This is a genomic window from Kitasatospora sp. NPDC051170 (assembly GCF_044455705.1).
In the GTDB taxonomy this organism is placed as follows: Bacteria; Actinomycetota; Actinomycetes; order Streptomycetales; family Streptomycetaceae; genus Kitasatospora.
This window is the reverse complement of sequence record NZ_JBITFA010000026.1, coordinates 1-17,468: the sequence shown is the minus strand read 5'-3', so window position 1 is coordinate 17,468 and position 17,468 is coordinate 1. Positions and strand designations below refer to the sequence as shown.

Here is a 17,468-nt window from a genome sequence, read left to right as displayed (position 1 = left end):
TGGCACGCCCACCCGCCCCCCGACCAGACCAGCCCGCCCCCACCTGCTCCCGAACCCACCGGCTCCCAAACCCACCTGCACCGAAACCCGCCTGCACCGAAACCCACTGGCCGCCCACCTCGCCCCACGGCACCATCACCCCATGACCACCACCGGATCCGCCGTCCTCCTCCTCGCCCCGCGCGTCACCGAGACGGGCCACCAGCTGCGCGTGGCCGCCGGCCTGCGCGGCCTGAGGGCGTTCACCGCGCCGTCCTGGCGGGCGCCCGAGGAGCTGGTCGGCGAGCCGGTGCACCTGTACGGCGGGCCGATCTTCGCGGACGCGGTCGGGCGCGCCCTGGACCTGGCGCTGCTGGAGCCGCCCGCCGACTGGCTGGCCCGGCTGCCGCTGGCCGTGACCGGGCGGCAGGTGGCGTTCAGCACGCTCGACGAGACCCGCCGCATGCGCGGCCCGGCCTTCGTCAAGCCCCCGGCGGACAAGCTGTTCGCGGCCCGCGTCTACCCGGACAGCAGCCACCTGCCCGGCCCGGAACTGGTGGACGGCGACACGCCGGTGCTGGTGAGCCAGGTGGTGCACTTCCGCCGGGAATACCGGCTGTTCGTGCTCGACGGCGAGGTCACGGCCGGTTCGCGCTACGCCGTCGACGGCGAGCTCTCCGTCGCGCCGCTCGCCCCGGAGGACGGCGTCACCTCCGAGGTGCTCGCCTTCACCCGCGAGGTGCTGGCCGCCTCCGCCTCCACCCCGGACGCGCCGCTGCCGAGCGCCTGCGTGGTGGACATCGGCCTGACCTCGGAGGGGAGTTGGGCCGTGGTGGAGGCCAACGCGGCCTGGGCGAGCGGGGGTTACGCCGCCGACCCCGCCGGCGTGCTCGACGCGGTGCTGCGCTCCGCCGGTCCCACCGCCTCGCTCCACACCGACGACCGCCCGTTCCTGCGCGAGCTGCCCGAAGTCACGGACTGAGAACCACCGAGAGCCACCTGCGAAGGCGCGCAGTCCACAGGGGCCCGGTCTCCCCGCGCGGGGAGGCCGGGCCGCTGTGCAGTCAACTCCCCAGTGGTACAGACCTGTTGACGCATTGGTCCAGTCCTCCTACAGTGCCCATGCCCCGTCTCCCCACGGCGCGGGCACCGATCGCACGCGCACCACAACTCCGGTTCTACGCACCCCTGTTCAACCCCCACGACCACAGGGAGAACCATGTCCGCTCGTTCCCGGGCGGGACGCCCCCGCATGCGCAGCAGAGTGCTCGCGCTGCTCTCCGTCCTGCTCCTTCCGCTCGCCGTGCTGACCGCGCTCGCGGCCCCCGCGAACGCCGCCGGCAAGCTCACCGCCACCTTCACCACCGCCGACAACGGCTCCTGGTGGCAGGGCACGTACATCGTCCACAACGACAACGCCGCCGCCGTGTCCGGCTGGACGCTGGAGTTCGACCTCCCCTCCGGCGTCACCATGGGCAACACCTACAACGGCACCGCCACGGTCAGCGGCAGCCATGTCACGGCCGTCGCCGCCTTCTACAACTCCACCGTCAACGCCCACAGCACCACCGAGCCGTACAGCTTCTGGTTCGTGGGCAACGGCCCGGTCTCCGCGCCGCTCAACTGCCGTATCAACGGCGACAAGTGCGACGGCACGCCCGACGTCCCGCCGGGCGCCCCGGGCGCGCCGACGGTCACCGAGTCGACGGCGCACACGCTCGCGCTGAGCTGGCCGGCCGCCAAGGGCGGGGACTTCCCGGTCGCCTCCTACGACGTCCTGAACGGCGCCGCGGTGGTGGCCTCCGCCACCGGCACCTCCACCGTGGTCACGGGCCTCACCCCGGCGACCTCGTACACGCTGACCGTCCGGGCCAAGGACGGCCGGGGCAACACCGGGCCGCTCAGCGCACCCGTCACGGCCTCCACCTTCGACCCGTCCTCGGACAAGGTCCCGCCGACGGCGCCGCCCAACCTCCGTGCCACGAAGGTCGGTTCCTCGGACGTGACGCTCGCCTGGGACGCCGCGACGGACAACGTCCGCGTCGCCGCGTACGACGTCTACCAGGGGTCCGCGCTCGTCGCGACCGTCACGGGCGGCACGCTGACCGCGAGCGTCGGCAGCCTGTCGCCGTCCACCACCTACACGTTCACCGTGCAGGCCCGCGACCCCGCCGACAACACCTCCCCCGCCTCCGCCCCGCTCTCCGTCACCACCGGCGACATCGTGGGCGCCGGGAAGTACGCCCGTGTCGGCTACTTCGTCCAGTGGGGCATCTACGGCCGCCAGTTCTTCGTCAAGAACCTCGAGACCTCGGGCACCGCCGCCAAGCTCGACGTCATCAACTACGCCTTCGAGAACATCGATCCGACCAACCTCACCTGCCTCGCGGGCGTCACCAAGGGCACCACCTCCAACCCGCAGGACCCGGACCAGGGCACCGGCGCCGGTGACGCCGACGCCGACTACGCCCGGCCGATGAGCGCCGACCAGTCCGTGGACGGCGTGGCCGACGACGGCTGGGGCAAACTGCGCGGCAACTTCAACCAGTTGAAGAAGCTCAAGGCCAAGCACCCCAACCTCAAGGTGGTCGTCTCCCTCGGCGGCTGGACGTACTCCAAGTACTTCTCGGACGTGGCCGCCACCGACGCCTCCCGCCAGAAGTTCGTCAAGTCCTGCGTGGACACCTGGATCAAGGGCAACCTGCCTGCCTACAACGGCGCCGGCGGCGACGGCACGGCCGCCGGGATCTTCGACGGCATCGACCTCGACTGGGAGTGGCCCGGCTCCGGCGACGGCCACGCGGGAAACCACTGGAGCCCCAACGACAAGGCCAACCTGACGGCCCTGATCGCCGAATTCCGCAAGCAGCTCGACGCGTTGGGCGGCTCGCACAAGCTGCTCACCGCCTTCACCCCGGCCGACCCGGCGAAGGTCGCCGCCGGCTGGGACCTCGGGAAGATCTTCACGGGCCTGGACATCGCCAACGTCCAGGGCTACGACTTCCACGGCTCCGGCAGCGACAACTCCTGGGAGCCCAACCGCACCGGCCAGGCCAGCAACCTCTACCAGGACCCGAAGGACCCCTACCCGTTCCACTTCAGCATCGACGCGGCCGTCCAGACCTACCTGTCCGCCGGCGTCAACCCGCGCAAGCTCACCATCGGCTTCCCGTTCTACGGCCGCGGCTGGCAGGGCGTGGCGGCGGGCGACGCCGGGGCGAACGGCGCCTGGCAGTCCGCGAACGGCGCGGCGCCCGGCCAGTTCGCCGAGGAGGCCGGGACGCGCGGCTACAACAACCTGATCACCGGCGTCCCCAACCTGACCGTCTACCACGACCCCAAGTCCGTGTCCACGTACGCCTACACGGGCGCGGGCGGCCAGTGGTGGACCTTCGACGACGCCTGGTCGATCGCCCAGAAGACCGCCTACCTCAGGTCCAAGGGCCTGCTGGGCGGCATGATCTGGGAACTGTCCGGTGACACCCCCTCCGGCACCCTGATGGGCGCCCTCGACGGCGGGCTCAAGTAGCGGCGCCGGCATGCGAGAAGGCGCCCCCGCCCGTCCACGTAGGACGGGCGGGGGCGCCCCTGCCCAACCGGCTGCCTCAGCGCGCGGCCGTCGCCGCCAGCCTGCGCGCCGCCCGGTACTGCCGCAGCACCTGGGCGAAGGTCGTGTGCCCCTGCGTCGCCCGGGCGAAGGCCCGCCAGGCCGCCGGCACCAGGCAGACCGCCGCGTGGAACAGGTACGGCCGCCGCTCGAACGCCCCGAGCAGCTGCTTGCCCGCCCGCATCTCCACGCCCAGCCCGGCCTTGACCGCGAACGAGTAGTTCAGCGCCTCGCGCCGCACCGACTCCGCGTCCCCGGCCTCCGCGACCTGCACCGCCCACTCCCCGGCCAGCCGGCCCGAGCGCAGCGCGTACGAGATGCCCTCGCGCGTCCACGGCTCCAGCAGCCCGGCCGCGTCCCCGGCGACCAGCACCCGGCCGCGCGACAGCGGCGAGTCCTCGGTGCGGCAGCGGGTCAGATGCCCGGACTCCATACTCGGGGTGAAGCCCGACAGACCCAGGCGCCGGATGTAGTCGGCGAGGTACTGCTTCGTCGCCTCCCCGTCGCCGCGCGCCGAGATGACGCCCACGGTCAGGCTGCTGCTCTCGGTCTTGGGGAACACCCAGCCGTAACTGCCGGGCAGCGGGCCCCAGTCGAGGTGGATGCGGCCCGCCCAGTCGGCGACGACCTGCGGCGGCACCGGGATCTCCGCCTCCAGGCCCAGGTCGATCTGGTCGAAGGTCACGCCGACGTGCCGGGCGATCCGGCTGGCGCTGCCGTCCGCGCCGACCACCGCGCGCGCCTCGAAGCTCTGCCCGTCCGCCGCCGTCACCAGCGCCGTCCGGTGCCCGCCGCCGCGCTGCTCCACGCCCGTGACGGTCACTCCGGTGGCGAGCACCGCGCCCGCCTGCTCGGCCGCCTGCACCAGGCGCAGGTCGAACTCGTCCCGGTTGACCAGGCCGAACAGCATCCGCTCGTTGCGGCGGGTGCGGGTGTAGCGGCCGTTGTAGGCGAAGGTGACGGCGTGGATCCGGTCCTGCAACGGCAGCTTGAAGTCCGGCGGCAGGCTGTCCCGGGAGGGGCCGATGATGCCGCCGCCGCAGGTCTTGTAACGGGGGTGCTCGGCCTTGTCGAGCAGCAGCACCCGGCGGCCCTGGACGGCGGCGGCGTGCGCGGCCGACGCCCCGGCCGGTCCGGCGCCGACCACCACGACGTCCCAGACGCCGCCCAGCCGTTCGGCCTCGGCAGCGGGTTCGTCGAGCGGGCTGGGGGAATCGGGGCTTCCGGAGTCAGTCACGACCAGCAATCCTATGCGTCCGTCCGACCCGGCGGTGGCCGCAGCACCCCGAACCGGGCCGATCGGCTCCCGCCTATGATCGTCGGTACCCCGATCGACCGCGCCGCCCGCACCCCCAGGGCGGCACCCGCCCCCACGGAGCACCGATGTCACAGCCCCTGGCCGACGCCGTCCGGTCCCTGATGGACCGTGCCCGCACCGACCTCGCCGAACTGGTCGCCTTCCCCTCGGTCGCCGACCCCCGCCAGTTCCCCGTCGAGGAGTGCGAGAAGGCGGCCCGCTGGGTGGCCGACGCCTTCGCCGCCGAGGGCCTGACCGGCATCCGCTTCCTCGACACCCCGGACGGCACGCAGTCCGTCTACGGCGAACTGCCCGGCCCCGAGGGCGCCCCGACCGTCCTGCTCTACTCGCACTACGACGTGCAGCCGCCGCTCGACGAATCCGCCTGGCTCAGCCCCGCGTTCGAGCTGACCGAGCGCGACGGCCGCTGGTACGGGCGCGGCGCCGCCGACTGCAAGGGCAACATCCTGATGCACCTGACGGCCCTGCGGGCGCTGCGCCAGGTGTACGGCGACGCCTACCCGGTCGGCCTGAAGATCATCGTCGAGGGCTCGGAGGAGCAGGGCACCGGCGGCCTGGAGCGCTACGCCGAGGCCCACCCCGAACTCCTCGCCGCCGACGCCATCGTCATCGGCGACACCGGCAACTTCGCCGCCGGCCTGCCCACCGTCACCGCCTCCCTGCGCGGCATGACGGCGATCGAGGTCGGCATCACCACCCTGGCCGGCAACCTGCACTCCGGCGCCTTCGGCGGCGCCGCCCCCGACGCGTTGCAGACCCTGGTGCGCATCCTCGCCTCCCTGCACGACGAGCACGGCGACGTCGCCGTCGACGGCCTGGCCGCCGACCAGACCTGGGAGGGCGTGCAGTACCCGGAGGAGCAGTTCCGCGCCGACGCCAAGGTGCTCGACGGCGTCGCCCTGACCGGCACCGGCACCGTCGCGGACCGCCTCTGGGCCCGCCCCTCCCTCACCGTCCTCGGCATCGACGCCCCGCCGGTGATCGGCGCCACCTCCTCCGTCCAGGCCGCCGCCAAGGCCCTGGTCAGCCTGCGCGTCCCGCCGGGCACCGACCCGGCCGCCGCCCAGCGGGCCCTCGTCGCCCACCTCGAGGCCCGCACCCCGCTCGGCGCCCACCTCACCGTCGAGCGCCAGGGCAACGGCGCCCCCTTCCTCGCCGACACCACCGGCCCGGCGTACGAGGCGATGGGCGAGGCCATGCAGGCGGCCTTCGGCACCCCGATGGTCGCCTCCGGCGAGGGCGGCTCGATCCCCCTCTGCAACACCCTGCGCACGCTCTACCCGCAGGCCGAGATCGTGCTGATCGGCGTCGAGGAGCCGACCACCCAGATCCACGCCGTCAACGAGAGCGTCGACCCGCTCGAACTGGAGCGCATGGCCCTCACCGAGGCCCTCTTCCTGCGCCGCTACGCCGAACTGCGCTCCGCCTGACGGACGCTGCGACCCGCAGGCCGCCCGCCGCGCCGCCACCGGCGGGAGGCCGCGAGCAGCGCCGCGTACCCGACCGCGCCCACGGCCAGGCCCGCCCCGGCGCCGAAGCACACCTCGGGGACGAGGTTGCGCCGCAGCGGGACGATCCGGTGCACCACCCCGGCCGCCGTCGCCGCGCCCAGCGCCGCGACGGCGGCCCGCCGCGTCCGGGGCGCGAGCCGCACGGCGGACGGCACGACGGACGGCACGACGGACGGCACGACGGACGGCACGGCGCGCGCGGACCGTACGGCGCTCGCCGCCCAGCCGCCCATCGCGGCCAGCGCGAGCGCCGAACTCCCGTACTGCGCCGCCTCGTAGAGCGGCACCCCGGCCACCCGCCGCTCCAGGACGGGCAGCAGCCGCACGCCCAGCCGGCCACCGTGGGTGAACGCGTCCCAGCCGACGTGAGTGGCGGCGCCGATCGCCGCCGAGGCCGCGAACCACGCCACGCCCGCCCCCGGCCCCGGCCCCGCTCCGGGCCGCCGAGCCGTCAGTGCCTCGGCGCCGCCGGCCCACCGCTCGGGCAGCAGCGCGACCATCGGCCCCCGCAGCAGGCCGTGCCAGCCGGCCACCAGCGCCGCGGCGATCGCCACGTCCACCGTCGGCACGGCCCACCAGCGGTGCGTCAGCCCGCCGTGCCCGTACACCCCCGGCAGCAGCGACTCCGCGAAGAACGGCACATCGGGCGCCATCGACCCCGCCACCAGCGCCGAGGCCACCAACGGCCCACGCTCCCCGGCGACACGCAGCAACGGCAGGACGGCGGCGGGATGGCTCAACGTGAACGGCATCCCCCCATCCTGCCGCCCCGAGGCCGAGGCCGGCACCGGCAGGCAAGCGGCGGGCGGCGGGCGGCGGGGGGCGGGCGGCGGAGCCAGTACGGCGGGACGGCTCGGCGGGAGCGACATGCCCCCGCCGAGCCGCCCTCGTCAGGCCGCGTCCGCCGTACGTGCCGCCATCCCCTGGGCGACCCGCGCACCCGCCTCCAGGTAGCGCAGTTCCCCGCAGCGCCGGGCCTCCAGCGCTGCGGCGAGCCGACGGTAGCGGCTGGGCGGCAGCAGGTCGGCGGCCTCGTCCAGGGTGACGAAGCGCCAGCCGCGCAGTTCCTCCTGCTGGAGGAGCAGGTTCTCCCGGCCCTCCTCGTCCAGCAGCCCACCGTCGTACATCAGCCGCAGGCCGCCCCGGCGCGGGCCGGTCCGCGGTTCCCAGTCGACGGCGAGCAGCCGCAGCAGGGAGGGGTCGAGGCGCAGGCCCAGTTCCTCGGCGGTCTCGCGCAGGGCGGCGTCCGTCGGGGCCTCGCCGCGTTCGACGACGCCGCCCGGGAAGTCCCAGTCGGGCTTGTAGACCGGGTCGACGAGGAGCACCCGGTCCTGCTCGTCGAAGAAGAGCACCGCGGAGGCGACGGTGTCGCCGGTCGCCTCCGGGGTCTGGACGATCGGGCAGCGCGCGGCGCCGACGCGGAAGAGGTCGGCGATCCGGTGCGCGGTCTCGCGCGGGGTGAGGGCGCCGGTGTCGATCATCCGGGCGTCCTGGACGAGCCAGCGGCGGGCGGCCCGGTAGCGCGGCAGGTGGTCCAGGCACCACCGGCGGACGCGTTCGCTGGCCTGCGGATCTCCCGGGCACTCCTCTCTATGGGCGATGCGGTCGCGAAGGATCGTTTCTTCTGGGTCCAGCACGAAGTGGTGCACGGCGATGCCGTGCTGGGCGAGGTCACCGAAGATCTCGTCGCGGTAGTCCTCCCTGAGCAACGTCATCGGGACGATCAGCGGCCCACCGACCTCGCCCAGCAGCGCCGCCGCCGTCTCGGGGACCAGCCGGCGCCAGGCCGGGAGGTCCTGGAAGTCGGACACCGTCGCCAGCCGGTCGGCCGGGAGCATCCGGCGCAGGCCGAAGCCCACCAGCTCGGGATCGAAGAGCACGCTCCCGGGCAGCAGTTCCACCAGCTCGCGGCAGGCACTCGTCTTGCCCGCCCCGAACGTGCCATTGACCCAGACGATCACAAGGCCCCCTGCGCTCGACTCACCCCGGTGCCGTTCTGCAACCGCACCGGCAGTCGCACTACGGATGTAGTGCCACTACCGGCGTAGTCTGACTACGCCCGTAGTCGCACCGGGCGGCGCCCGCCCACCGACCGGCGCCACCCGTGGTGGTACCCGCGCCACGCCGCTCCCCATGCCTCCCCGACGCACCCTGCGCCGGGCTTCCGCGCGCCCCTTGACAGGGGCATGTGCCCAGGCCAGACGCCTGGCGTGCGCGCACCCGGGCCGACCGGCCCCAAAGCTGCACGCCGCCCCCACCGCTCGCGCACACCCGCCCCGGCGTGCACACCTGTCCCACGCGCCCCTCCCGTGAGCCCTCACCTTGCGCCACCGGCGCCCCAGCGCCTACGAAGGGACCGTGAAGCTGCTTCCCGCCGGTCGTGTGATCGTCATCGGTTCGGTCAACGCCGACCGCATCCTGCGCTGCCCCGTACTCCCCGCCCCCGGCGAGACCGTGCTCGCGGCCGAGGCCGCCCACGGCTTCGGCGGCAAGGGCGCCAACCAGGCGGTGGCCGCGGCCCGGCTCGGCGCGGCGACGCACCTGGTCGCCCGGGTCGGGCGCGACGCGGAGGGCCGGGCGGCGCTCGCCGATCTGCACGGCGCGCAGGTGGAGACGGGCTCCGTGCTCGTGCACCCGGACGCGCCCACCGGGCAGGCGATCGTGATGGTCGACCCGGCGGGCGAGAACAGCATCGTCGTCCTCCCCGGCGCCAACGCCCACCTCACCCCCGAGGACGTCGAGGCCGCCCTGGCCCGCCTGCACCTGCTGCCCGTCGACGTGGTCCTGACCAGCAACGAGGTCCCCGAGGACTGCGTGCGCGCCGCCGCGGCCGCCCTGCCGCCCCCGGACTCGGTGGGCCGCACCACCCGCTGGGTGCACAACGCCGCCCCCGCCGGCCCGCTGCCCGACACCGGCCCGGGCGGACACCGCCCGCTGCTGGTGGTGAACGCGGTCGAGGCCCGGCAGCTCGCCGGCGCCGAGGACACGCAGGAGGCGGCCCGGGCCCTGGCCCCGCGCACCGAGGGGGTGGTGATCACCCTCGGCGGCGAGGGCGCGCTGGTCGCCACCGGGGGCGCGCCGCTCCTGCTGCCCGCCCCCGCCGTCCGGGTGGTCGACACCACCGGCGCCGGGGACGTCTTCTGCGGAGCGCTCGCCGCCGGGCTCGCCCGGGGCGCCGACCTGCCCGGCGCGGCGGCCACCGCCGTGGCCGCGGGCACCTTCGCCGTCACGGCCCTCGGCGCCCGCGGCGCCCTCCCCCGGCCCTCCGACCTCTGAACGGTCCGGGGGCCGGGGGCGGGAACAACGACCGGCGCAGCGACGACAGGACGGGCCCTACGGCCGGCCCATGTACGACGGGTAGTAGCCGCTGCTGATCCGCGAGATCCGGATCAGCGTCCCGGGCCGCGCGGCCTCGACGTACTGGTTGTCGCCCAGGTAGATCGCCACGTGCTGGATGCCGCGCTTGGTGCCGTTCGGCGACCAGAACAGCAGGTCCCCCCGGCGCAGCTGGCCGGCGCTGATCGGCGTGGTCGCCGCGTACTGGTCGTTGGCCACCCGTGGCAGGTCGATGCCGCCGCGGCGGAAGGACTGCTGCACCAGGCCCGAGCAGTCGTACCCGTCCGGCCCGTTGCCCCCCGTGCGGAACGGCTTGCCGAGCTGGGCGAGGGCGTACTCGATGGCCGTCTCCACGTCCCGGTCCACGGCCACCGAACCCGAGGAGCCCGAGGAGCCCGAGCCGGAGGAACCCGAGGAGCCCGAGGAGGAGCCGCCCCCGGTGCGCGCCAGGTAGACGTCGTAGTGGGTGGTCCAGCGCCACTGCCCCTGGCTGTTCCTGAACCAGTACCGGGAGCCGTCCCACCCCTGGGTGATGCCGCCGGAGCGCACCGCCGTGGAGGAGGACGACGACCCGCCGCCCGTGCGCGCGACGTACACGTCGTAGTGGGTGGTCCAGCGCCACTGCCCCTGGCCGTTCTTGAACCAGTACTTGGAGCCGTCCCACCCGGCGTGCGCCGGGGCCGGCTCGGCGGCGGCGGGGGTCACCCCCGTGCCGAGGCCGATCACGCCCGCACCGGCCACGATCACGGCCACCATGCCTATCCCCCGCCGCACCCTCGCCGCCCGGGAGGGACGGGCCTGGGCGGAGGGAGCGGTCGGGCGGGCGGGACGCTGAGGGGTCCCGGGGGCATCCGGTGCGCCGGTGTTGACGGTGGTCATGGTGCTGACTTCCTCACTGCTGCGATCTGCCGCCGTGTCAGCGGCTGCGGGAACGACTGCGGACTCGAGGCGTCGCCCCGTGGGGCTCGGCCTGCGTGTCACGGTAGGCACGCGTCCGCTCACCGTGCGCAGTGGAGTGAGCCAAAGGAAGGGTTCTCGGGTGGTGGGCGTCGACGGCGCATCAGGGTGAGGGCCCGTCACCGGACGGCTGGCACCGCGCACCCGACACGCCGACGGGTCACCGTCCGGCGTCCTCCGAGAGCAGCTGCTTCTTGAGCACCTTTCCCAGGGCGTTCCTGGGCAGTTCGGGCACCAGCACCACCCGCCGGGGTCGCTTGTGCACCGAGAGCCGCTCCGCCACGAAGGCCGTCAGCTGGTCCCCCGTCACGGAACCCTCCGGGACGACGTACGCGACGATCGCCTGTCCGAGGTCCGCGTCCGGCGCGCCGATCACCGCCGCGTCGGCCACCGCCGGGTGGTCGCGCAGGGCGGCCTCGACCTCGCCGGCGCCGATCCGGTAGCCGCCGCTCTTGATCAGGTCGACGGAGGCGCGGCCGACGATCCGGTGGAAGCCGTCCTCGCCGATCACGGCGACGTCCCCGGTGCGGAACCAGCCGTCCGCCGTCCAGGCTTCGGCGTCGGCGTCCGGCCGGTTGAGGTAACCGCTGAACAGCGTCGGCCCGCTGACCTGCAGTTCGCCCACGCTCTCCCCGTCGTACGGCACGGGCTCGCCGTCCTCGCCGACCAGCCGGGTGCGCACGCCCTCCACCGGCAGGCCGACGCTGCCGGGCCGGCGCTCGCCGTCCGCCCGGGTGCTGACGGTGATCAGCGACTCCGTCATCCCGTAGCGCTCGATCGGGGCGTGCCCGGTGAGCGCCGCCAGCTTCTCGAACACCGGGACGGGCAGCGGCGCGCTGCCGGAGACCAGCAGCCGGGCCGGTGCCAGCCGGGCGGCCGCCGCAGGGTCGGCGGCGAGGCGGGACCAGACGGTGGGCACGCCGAAGTACAGGCTGCCGCCCGCCGCCGCGTACGCGTCCGGGGTGGGCCGCCCGGTGTGCACCAGGCGGCCGCCGGTGCGCAGGGCGCCGAGGACGCCGAGCAGCAACCCGTGGACGTGGAAGAGCGGCAGGCCGTGGACGAGGGTGTCCTCGGCCGTCCACCGCCAGGCGGCGGCCAGGGCGTCCAGGTCGGCGGCGATCGCCGCGCGCCCGATCACGGCGCCCTTGGGCGCGCCGGTGGTGCCGGAGGTGTAGAGCACGAAGCCGGTGGCGTCGGCGGGCGGCTCGGCGTGGCGCGCGGCGGAGCGCTCGGCGGGGTCGACGGGCAGGGCCCCGACACCCTCGGGCACGCCGTCCTGCGGCACCGGCTCGCCCACGGCGTGCGCGAGCAGCGCCGCCCCGGAGTCGCGCAGGATGTGGGCGCGCTCCTTGGGCCCGGAGTCCGGCGGCAGCGGCACCACGGGCACGCCCGCCAGCAGCCCGCCGACCACGGCGACGACGGTCTCGAGGGTGGGCCGGGCGAGCACGGCGAGGGCGGGGGCGCCGGCCACCCGGTCGGCGACGGCGCTCGCCGCGCCCAGCAGCGCCTCCCGGGAGAGCGCCCGCCCGTCGACCCGCAGCGCGTCCGCCGTGTCGCCGTACTCGCCGTGAAGTGCCGTCAGCAGTGCCATGCGCCCGTCCTCGCCCCTCGCTCCAGCTGTCGCGCCCGACTCTACGGGGCCCGCCGGCGGGCGCGGGAGTGCCCCGGGGAACGCCGGAGGGCGTGGCCCCCGGTCTCCCGGGTGCCACGCCCTCCGAAGCGGTGCGCCGACGGATCAGCCCTTGCGGGCCTTCACCTCGGCGGTCAGCTGCGGCAGCACGGCGAACAGGTCGCCGACGACGCCGTAGTCGACCAGCTCGAAGATCGGGGCCTCGGGGTCCTTGTTGACGGCCACGATGGTCTTCGAGGTCTGCATGCCCGCGCGGTGCTGGATCGCGCCGGAGATGCCCGCCGCGATGTACAGCTGCGGGGAGACCTGCTTGCCGGTCTGGCCGACCTGGCTGGTGTGCGGGTACCAGCCGGCGTCGACGGCGGCGCGCGAGGCGCCGACGGCCGCGCCGAGCGCGTCCGCGAGCTCCTCGACGACGCCGAAGCCCGCGGCCTCGCCGACGCCACGGCCGCCGGAGACCACGATCGCGGCTTCGGTCAGCTCGGGGCGGCCGGAGGAGACGCGCGGGGTGCGCGAGGTGACCTTGGCGGCGTTGCCGGTGAACTCCACCGACACGTTCTCCACCGCACCGGCGGCGGCAGCGGCCTCGGGGGCGACGGCGTTCGGCTTGACGGTGATGACCGGCGCGCCCTTGGTGACCTTGGACTTCACCTGGAACGAGGCGGCGAACACCGACTGGGTCGCGACCGGACCGCCGTCGCCGGCCTCCAGGTCGATGGCGTCGGTGATGATGCCGGAGCCGATCCGCAGCGCGACGCGGGCGGCGACCTCCTTGCCCTCGCCGGAGGAGGTGACCAGCACGGCGGCCGGGGAGACCGTCCCGGCGATCTGGGCCAGGGCGTCGACCTTGGGGACGACCAGCTGGTCGGTGAACTCGGCGCCGTCGGCGACGTACACCTTGGCGGCGCCGAACTCGCCGGCCTTGGCGGCGATGTCGGCGGCCGCGGCGCCCGCGCCGAGGACGACGGCGGACGGCTCGCCGATGCGGCGGGCCAGGGTCAGCAGCTCCAGGGCCGGCTTGCGGACCACACCGTCGGCGTGGTCCACCAGAACCAGGATTTCAGCCATGATTCGTTGCTCCTGATCGATCGTTGGATGCGCGAACGGGTGGGGTTAGATGAACTTCTGGTCGGCGAGGTAGGCCGCGAGCTGCTTGCCGCCCTCGCCCTCGTCCTTGACGACCGTGCCCGCGGTACGCGCCGGACGGGCCGCCACCGACTCCACCGCCGTCCAGGACCCCGACAGACCGACCTCGTCCGCCTCGATGCCCAGATCGTCCAGGTCCAGCTCCTGCACCGGCTTCTTCTTCGCCGCCATGATCCCCTTGAAGGAGGGGTAGCGGGCCTCGCCCGACTGGTCCGTCACCGAGACCACCGCCGGCAGCGACGCCTCGACCAGCTCGGTCGCCGCGTCCCCGTCACGACGGCCCTTCACCACACCGCCCTCGACCGACACCTCCGACAGCAGCGTCAGCTGCGGCACGCCCAGACGCTCCGCCAGCAGCGCCGGCAGCACACCCATCGTGCCGTCCGTCGACGCCATGCCACCGATCACCAGGTCGAACCCGGTCTTCTCGATCGCCTTCGCCAGCACCGCCGACGTCCCGATCACATCGGTGCCGTGGATGTCCTCGTCGTTGACGTGCACGGCCTTGTCCGCACCCATCGACAGCGCCTTGCGCAGCGCGTCCTTCGCGTCGTCCGGGCCCACCGTCAGGACCGTCACCTCGGCGCCCTCGTTCGCCTCCGCGATCCGCAGCGCCTGCTCCACGCCGTACTCGTCCAGCTCCGACAGCAGGCCGTCCACGCCCTCCCGGTCGGTGGTGTGGTCGTCCGAGAAACGACGGTCACCCGTCGCGTCCGGCACGTACTTCACGCAGACAACGATCCTCAAGCTCACGGCCTGTCTCCTGTACTGGTCTCGTCCGGCGGCTGCAGCTGGGCAAGCGGGTGCGAACTCTTCACGCGCCCGCTCCGGGGCAGCGGGGTTCCCGTGCCGGTCCGGAACTTGTCCAGCAGCATACTCGGCGGTATCCCGACGGTCACTACTGGCCAGTAGCTTACGCCGCGAGACCCTCGTCACCGCCCGCGTCCATCCTGCCCCGGCGAACGGCCGGCCCACCCCACGGGTCGGCTCGGAACAGCTCGGAACAGCTCGGAACGGCCCGTCTCAGAGCACCCGGCCGAGCGCCGCGATCACGTCCGCCTTGCGGGGCATCCCGGCGGCCCGGCGCACCACCCGGCCCCCGGCGTCGAGCACCAGCACCGTCGGGGTCCGCAGGACCTCCAGCCGGCGGACCAGCTCCAAGCGGTCCTCGGCGTCCAGCTCCACGTGCGCGACCCCGTCGACCATCCCGGCGACCTCGGCGAGCACCCGGCGGGTGGCCCGGCAGGGCTGGCAGAAGGCCGTGGAGAACTGCACCAGCGTCGCCCGCTCGCCGAGCACCCCGCCCAGCTCCGCCGCCGACAGCCGTATCTCCTCCCCGTCCCCGCCAGGCACCCTCGTCATCCCTCCAGTCTGCGGTACGGGCCCCGCGCCGCCGAGCCCGGCCCCGGCCCCGGCCCCGGCCCCCAAGAGTTCCCGTCCCGGCCCATCACGGAGATCACACCGTGAAAATCCGCTTGACCGCACGGCTCAGGTGACAGCAGGCACTCGTTCGGGGGATCATCTCCGTGTATCACCCGTGACCGCCGCGGCGTGCCGTGCTCCGGTCGGCTGCCGCGTCAGGCGCGGGCATCCCGCCGTACCGGGCCCCGACCCGTGGAAGTCAGGACTGACCGTGGCAGAGTTCGTCTACCCGCCGGTGATCGGCGCCGCCCTCACCGTATTCCGCGCGCTCGACGTGCGGATCAAGATCGTGGGCGCCGAGCACATCCCCGCCACCGGCGGGGCGGTCCTGGTGAGCAACCACATCAGCTACCTGGACTTCCTCTTCGCCGGCCTCGGCGCCTACCGCGGCGGAAAGCGCAAGACGCGCTTCATGGCCAAGGACGACGTCTTCAAGCACCGCATCTCGGGCCCGCTGATGCGCGGCATGAAGCACATCCCGGTCGACCGCACGGACGGCCAGCCCGCGTACGAGGCCGCCGTGCGCGCCCTCAAGGCCGGCGAGGTCGTCGGGGTGTTCCCCGAGGCGACCATCAGCCGCTCGTTCATGCTCAAGAAGTTCAAGACCGGCGCCGCCCGGATGGCCGCCGACTCCGGCGCCCCGCTGCTGCCCGTCGTCCTCTGGGGCACCCAGCAGCTGTGGACCAAGGGCCGTCCGAAGACCCTCACCAAGCGGCACGTCCCGGTGACGATCATGATCGGCGAGCCGATCCGCCTGGCCGAGGGCGACAAGCCCGTCATGGTCACCCGCAGACTCCGCGCCGCCATGAGCGAGATGCTCGACCGGGCCCAGAGCGAGTACCCCGCCAAGCCCTCCGGCCCGGACGACAGCTGGTGGCTGCCCGCCCAGCTCGGCGGCACCGCGCCGACCCTCGAGGTCGCCGAGGCCGAGGACGAGGCGGAGGCCGTCGCCAAGGCCGAGCGCCGCGCCGCCCGGAGCTGACCCGCTCCCTCCCTCCCCCGCGTCCCCTCCCCCACGTTCCCTACTCCGAGTGACCGAGCGGAATCGTTCCGTCGCGTGTCGCCCCGGCCTCCAGCCCCACCCGTCTGACACAGTGACAGCTCCTCCCAGGGGCCCGGCCGTTCGTCCTGAACCGGTGCCGGAGCACACGTCGGATCGGTCGGGAAAGGTCGAAGACGGAGATGACGCGGAACAACCGTCCAGGGCAGTCCCTCACCAGCAGGGCCCGCACCCGCGCGAGCGCCGGTGCGGGCCTCCTGCTTCTCGCCGCCCTCCTCACCGGCTGCGGAGCCGAACCCGGCGACATCCCGCTCTCCGAGATCCGGCCGGAGTCCCCCACCGCCACCCCCACCTTCCCCGACAAGATCGGCGCCGCCGTGGCGGACCCCGTCAACGCCGCCGCCCCCGCGAACACCGCGCACAACGGACAGATCGTCAGCCGCGCCTTCGTGGACACCACCCGCAGCACCAGCGCCATCGTCACCCTCGCCCCGGACGGCACCGCCGGGCGCCAGGTCACCCTGCCGCCCGAGCACTTCCTCGACGACCGCCCCGACTGGTCCCCCGACGGCGCGACCATCGCCTTCGACCGCACCGACTCCCAGACCGGCGCCGCCCGCCTCTGGACCGTCGCCGCCACCGGCGAGAACCCCCACGAGCTCGGCCGCCTCTGCGACGGCGGCACCGCCGACTGCGCCAACGAGGACGAGCGCTCCCCCGCGTACTCGCCGGACGGCAAGCAACTCGCCTTCAGCCGCTCCTGGGGCGCCCTCGACCAGACCGCCAACAACCAGATCCAGTTCTCGGACCTCTACCTGATGCGCCCCGACGGCACCGACGTCCAGCGGCTCACCTTCCTCACCAACGACAAGCCGTACTCCGGCAGCGTCAGCAACCCCAGCTGGTCCCCCGACGGCAAGCACCTCACCTTCGAGTACCGCACCAGCGCCAGCGGACAGCCCGCCAACAGCCGCGCCGTCTACGTCGTCGACGCCAACGGCACGGGCCTGCGCCAGCTCACCCCCTGGGGCCTGCGCGCCGGCGACCGCACCAGCTGGTCCCCCGACGGCAGCCAGATCCTCTTCACCACCTACCCCACCGACGCCGACTACGCCCCAGGCGGCGGCATCTACAGCGTCCACCCCGACGGCACCGCCATCACCGCGCTCACCCCGGCCCCCTCCGACACCTACTACGGAACGGCCGCCTACGCACCGGACGGCAAGTCCGTCGTCTTCGTCCAGGCCCCCACCGGCGCCGGCGCCGACCTCTACACCATGCACCCCGACGGCACGGCCGTCGCCCGGCTCACCAACATCGGGGAGAAGTGGCTCAGCCGCCCCGCCTGGGGCACCGCCCCGGTCGCCGACGCCCAGCCCTCGGCATCGCCGTCGCCCTCGGCGGCCGCGGCACAGGCCGCCGCTCAGCCGCAGGGGCAGCCCGCCGAGGACAACTGATCGCATTCCCGAAACGCAAAGAACCCCCATCCGGATCCCGGATGGGGGTTCTTCACAATGATTGTTCGGCGGCGTCCTACTCTCCCACAGGGTCCCCCCTGCAGT

General features: G+C 74.1%; 14 protein-coding genes. 6 read left to right on the top strand and 8 right to left on the bottom strand.

All coding sequences use genetic code 11. The features are described from left to right. The first annotated feature begins 142 nt into the window (after nt 1–142). On the top strand, nt 143–961 hold the full coding sequence (locus ACIBCA_RS35295; protein WP_396287220.1) for an ATP-grasp domain-containing protein: 819 nt from the start codon (nt 143–145) through the stop codon (nt 959–961). 270 nt (nt 962–1,231) lie between these two features. Next, nucleotides 1,232–3,508, top strand: a complete 2,277-nt coding sequence (locus ACIBCA_RS35290; protein WP_396287218.1) for a glycosyl hydrolase family 18 protein — start codon at nt 1,232–1,234, stop codon at nt 3,506–3,508. A 76-nt stretch (nt 3,509–3,584) separates the two neighbouring features. On the opposite strand, the gene ACIBCA_RS35285 is transcribed toward ACIBCA_RS35290, so the two are convergent. Then, the gene (locus ACIBCA_RS35285; RefSeq protein ID WP_396287216.1) at nt 3,585–4,823 is read right to left on the bottom strand and encodes a geranylgeranyl reductase family protein; all 1,239 of its coding nucleotides are present in this window, start codon (nt 4,821–4,823) and stop codon (nt 3,585–3,587) included. A gap of 146 nt (nt 4,824–4,969) precedes the next feature. Between ACIBCA_RS35285 and ACIBCA_RS35280 the strand changes: the two genes are divergently transcribed. After that, nucleotides 4,970–6,334 carry a dipeptidase gene (locus ACIBCA_RS35280; protein WP_396287215.1) on the top strand — a complete coding sequence of 455 codons (1,365 nt, stop codon included), beginning with the start codon at nt 4,970–4,972 and terminating at the stop codon, nt 6,332–6,334. Here ACIBCA_RS35280 and ACIBCA_RS35275 read toward each other — a convergent pair. Together ACIBCA_RS35275 and ACIBCA_RS35270 are read right to left on the bottom strand one after the other, a co-directional pair. Further along, on the bottom strand, nt 6,310–7,167 hold the full coding sequence (locus tag ACIBCA_RS35275) for a DUF4184 family protein (protein WP_396287214.1): 858 nt from the start codon (nt 7,165–7,167) through the stop codon (nt 6,310–6,312). The two genes, ACIBCA_RS35280 and ACIBCA_RS35275, sit on opposite strands and share 25 nt — an antisense overlap. Before the next feature lie 138 nt (nt 7,168–7,305). Next, on the bottom strand, nt 7,306–8,376 hold the full coding sequence (locus tag ACIBCA_RS35270; RefSeq protein WP_396287212.1) for an NUDIX domain-containing protein: 1,071 nt from the start codon (nt 8,374–8,376) through the stop codon (nt 7,306–7,308). A gap of 397 nt (nt 8,377–8,773) precedes the next feature. Between ACIBCA_RS35270 and ACIBCA_RS35265 the strand changes: the two genes are divergently transcribed. Then, nucleotides 8,774–9,691, top strand: a complete 918-nt coding sequence (locus tag ACIBCA_RS35265) for a PfkB family carbohydrate kinase (protein WP_396287211.1) — start codon at nt 8,774–8,776, stop codon at nt 9,689–9,691. Nucleotides 9,692–9,748: 57 nt separating this feature from the next. Here ACIBCA_RS35265 and ACIBCA_RS35260 read toward each other — a convergent pair whose 3' ends face one another. The 5 genes from ACIBCA_RS35260 to ACIBCA_RS35240 all read right to left on the bottom strand — a co-directional run bounded on the left by ACIBCA_RS35260 (nt 9,749) and on the right by ACIBCA_RS35240 (nt 14,846). Then, nucleotides 9,749–10,507: a C40 family peptidase gene (locus tag ACIBCA_RS35260; protein WP_396287209.1), complete on the bottom strand. Its 759-nt coding sequence runs from the start codon at nt 10,505–10,507 to the stop codon at nt 9,749–9,751. Between the two features lie 361 nt (nt 10,508–10,868). Further along, nucleotides 10,869–12,299, bottom strand: coding sequence for an acyl-CoA synthetase (locus ACIBCA_RS35255; RefSeq protein ID WP_396287208.1), 1,431 nt, complete (start codon nt 12,297–12,299; stop codon nt 10,869–10,871). A 144-nt stretch (nt 12,300–12,443) separates the two neighbouring features. Continuing rightward, nucleotides 12,444–13,406, bottom strand: a complete 963-nt coding sequence (locus tag ACIBCA_RS35250) for an electron transfer flavoprotein subunit alpha/FixB family protein (protein ID WP_396287207.1) — start codon at nt 13,404–13,406, stop codon at nt 12,444–12,446. A 45-nt stretch (nt 13,407–13,451) separates the two neighbouring features. Next, nucleotides 13,452–14,237, bottom strand: a complete 786-nt coding sequence (locus tag ACIBCA_RS35245; RefSeq protein ID WP_396284525.1) for an electron transfer flavoprotein subunit beta/FixA family protein — start codon at nt 14,235–14,237, stop codon at nt 13,452–13,454. 270 nt (nt 14,238–14,507) lie between these two features. Further along, complete coding sequence (locus ACIBCA_RS35240) at nt 14,508–14,846, bottom strand: TlpA family protein disulfide reductase (protein WP_396287206.1); 339 nt, start codon at nt 14,844–14,846, stop codon at nt 14,508–14,510. A gap of 271 nt (nt 14,847–15,117) precedes the next feature. Here ACIBCA_RS35240 and ACIBCA_RS35235 point away from each other — a divergent pair, with 271 nt between their 5' ends. Together ACIBCA_RS35235 and ACIBCA_RS35230 are read left to right on the top strand one after the other, a co-directional pair. After that, a complete protein-coding gene (locus tag ACIBCA_RS35235; protein ID WP_396287204.1) occupies nt 15,118–15,888 on the top strand; it encodes a lysophospholipid acyltransferase family protein in 771 nt (256 codons plus the stop codon). A gap of 200 nt (nt 15,889–16,088) precedes the next feature. Continuing rightward, nucleotides 16,089–17,363 (top strand): TolB family protein, encoded by a 1,275-nt coding sequence (locus tag ACIBCA_RS35230; protein ID WP_396287203.1) that lies wholly within the window; start codon nt 16,089–16,091, stop codon nt 17,361–17,363. Nucleotides 17,364–17,468 lie beyond the last annotated feature (105 nt).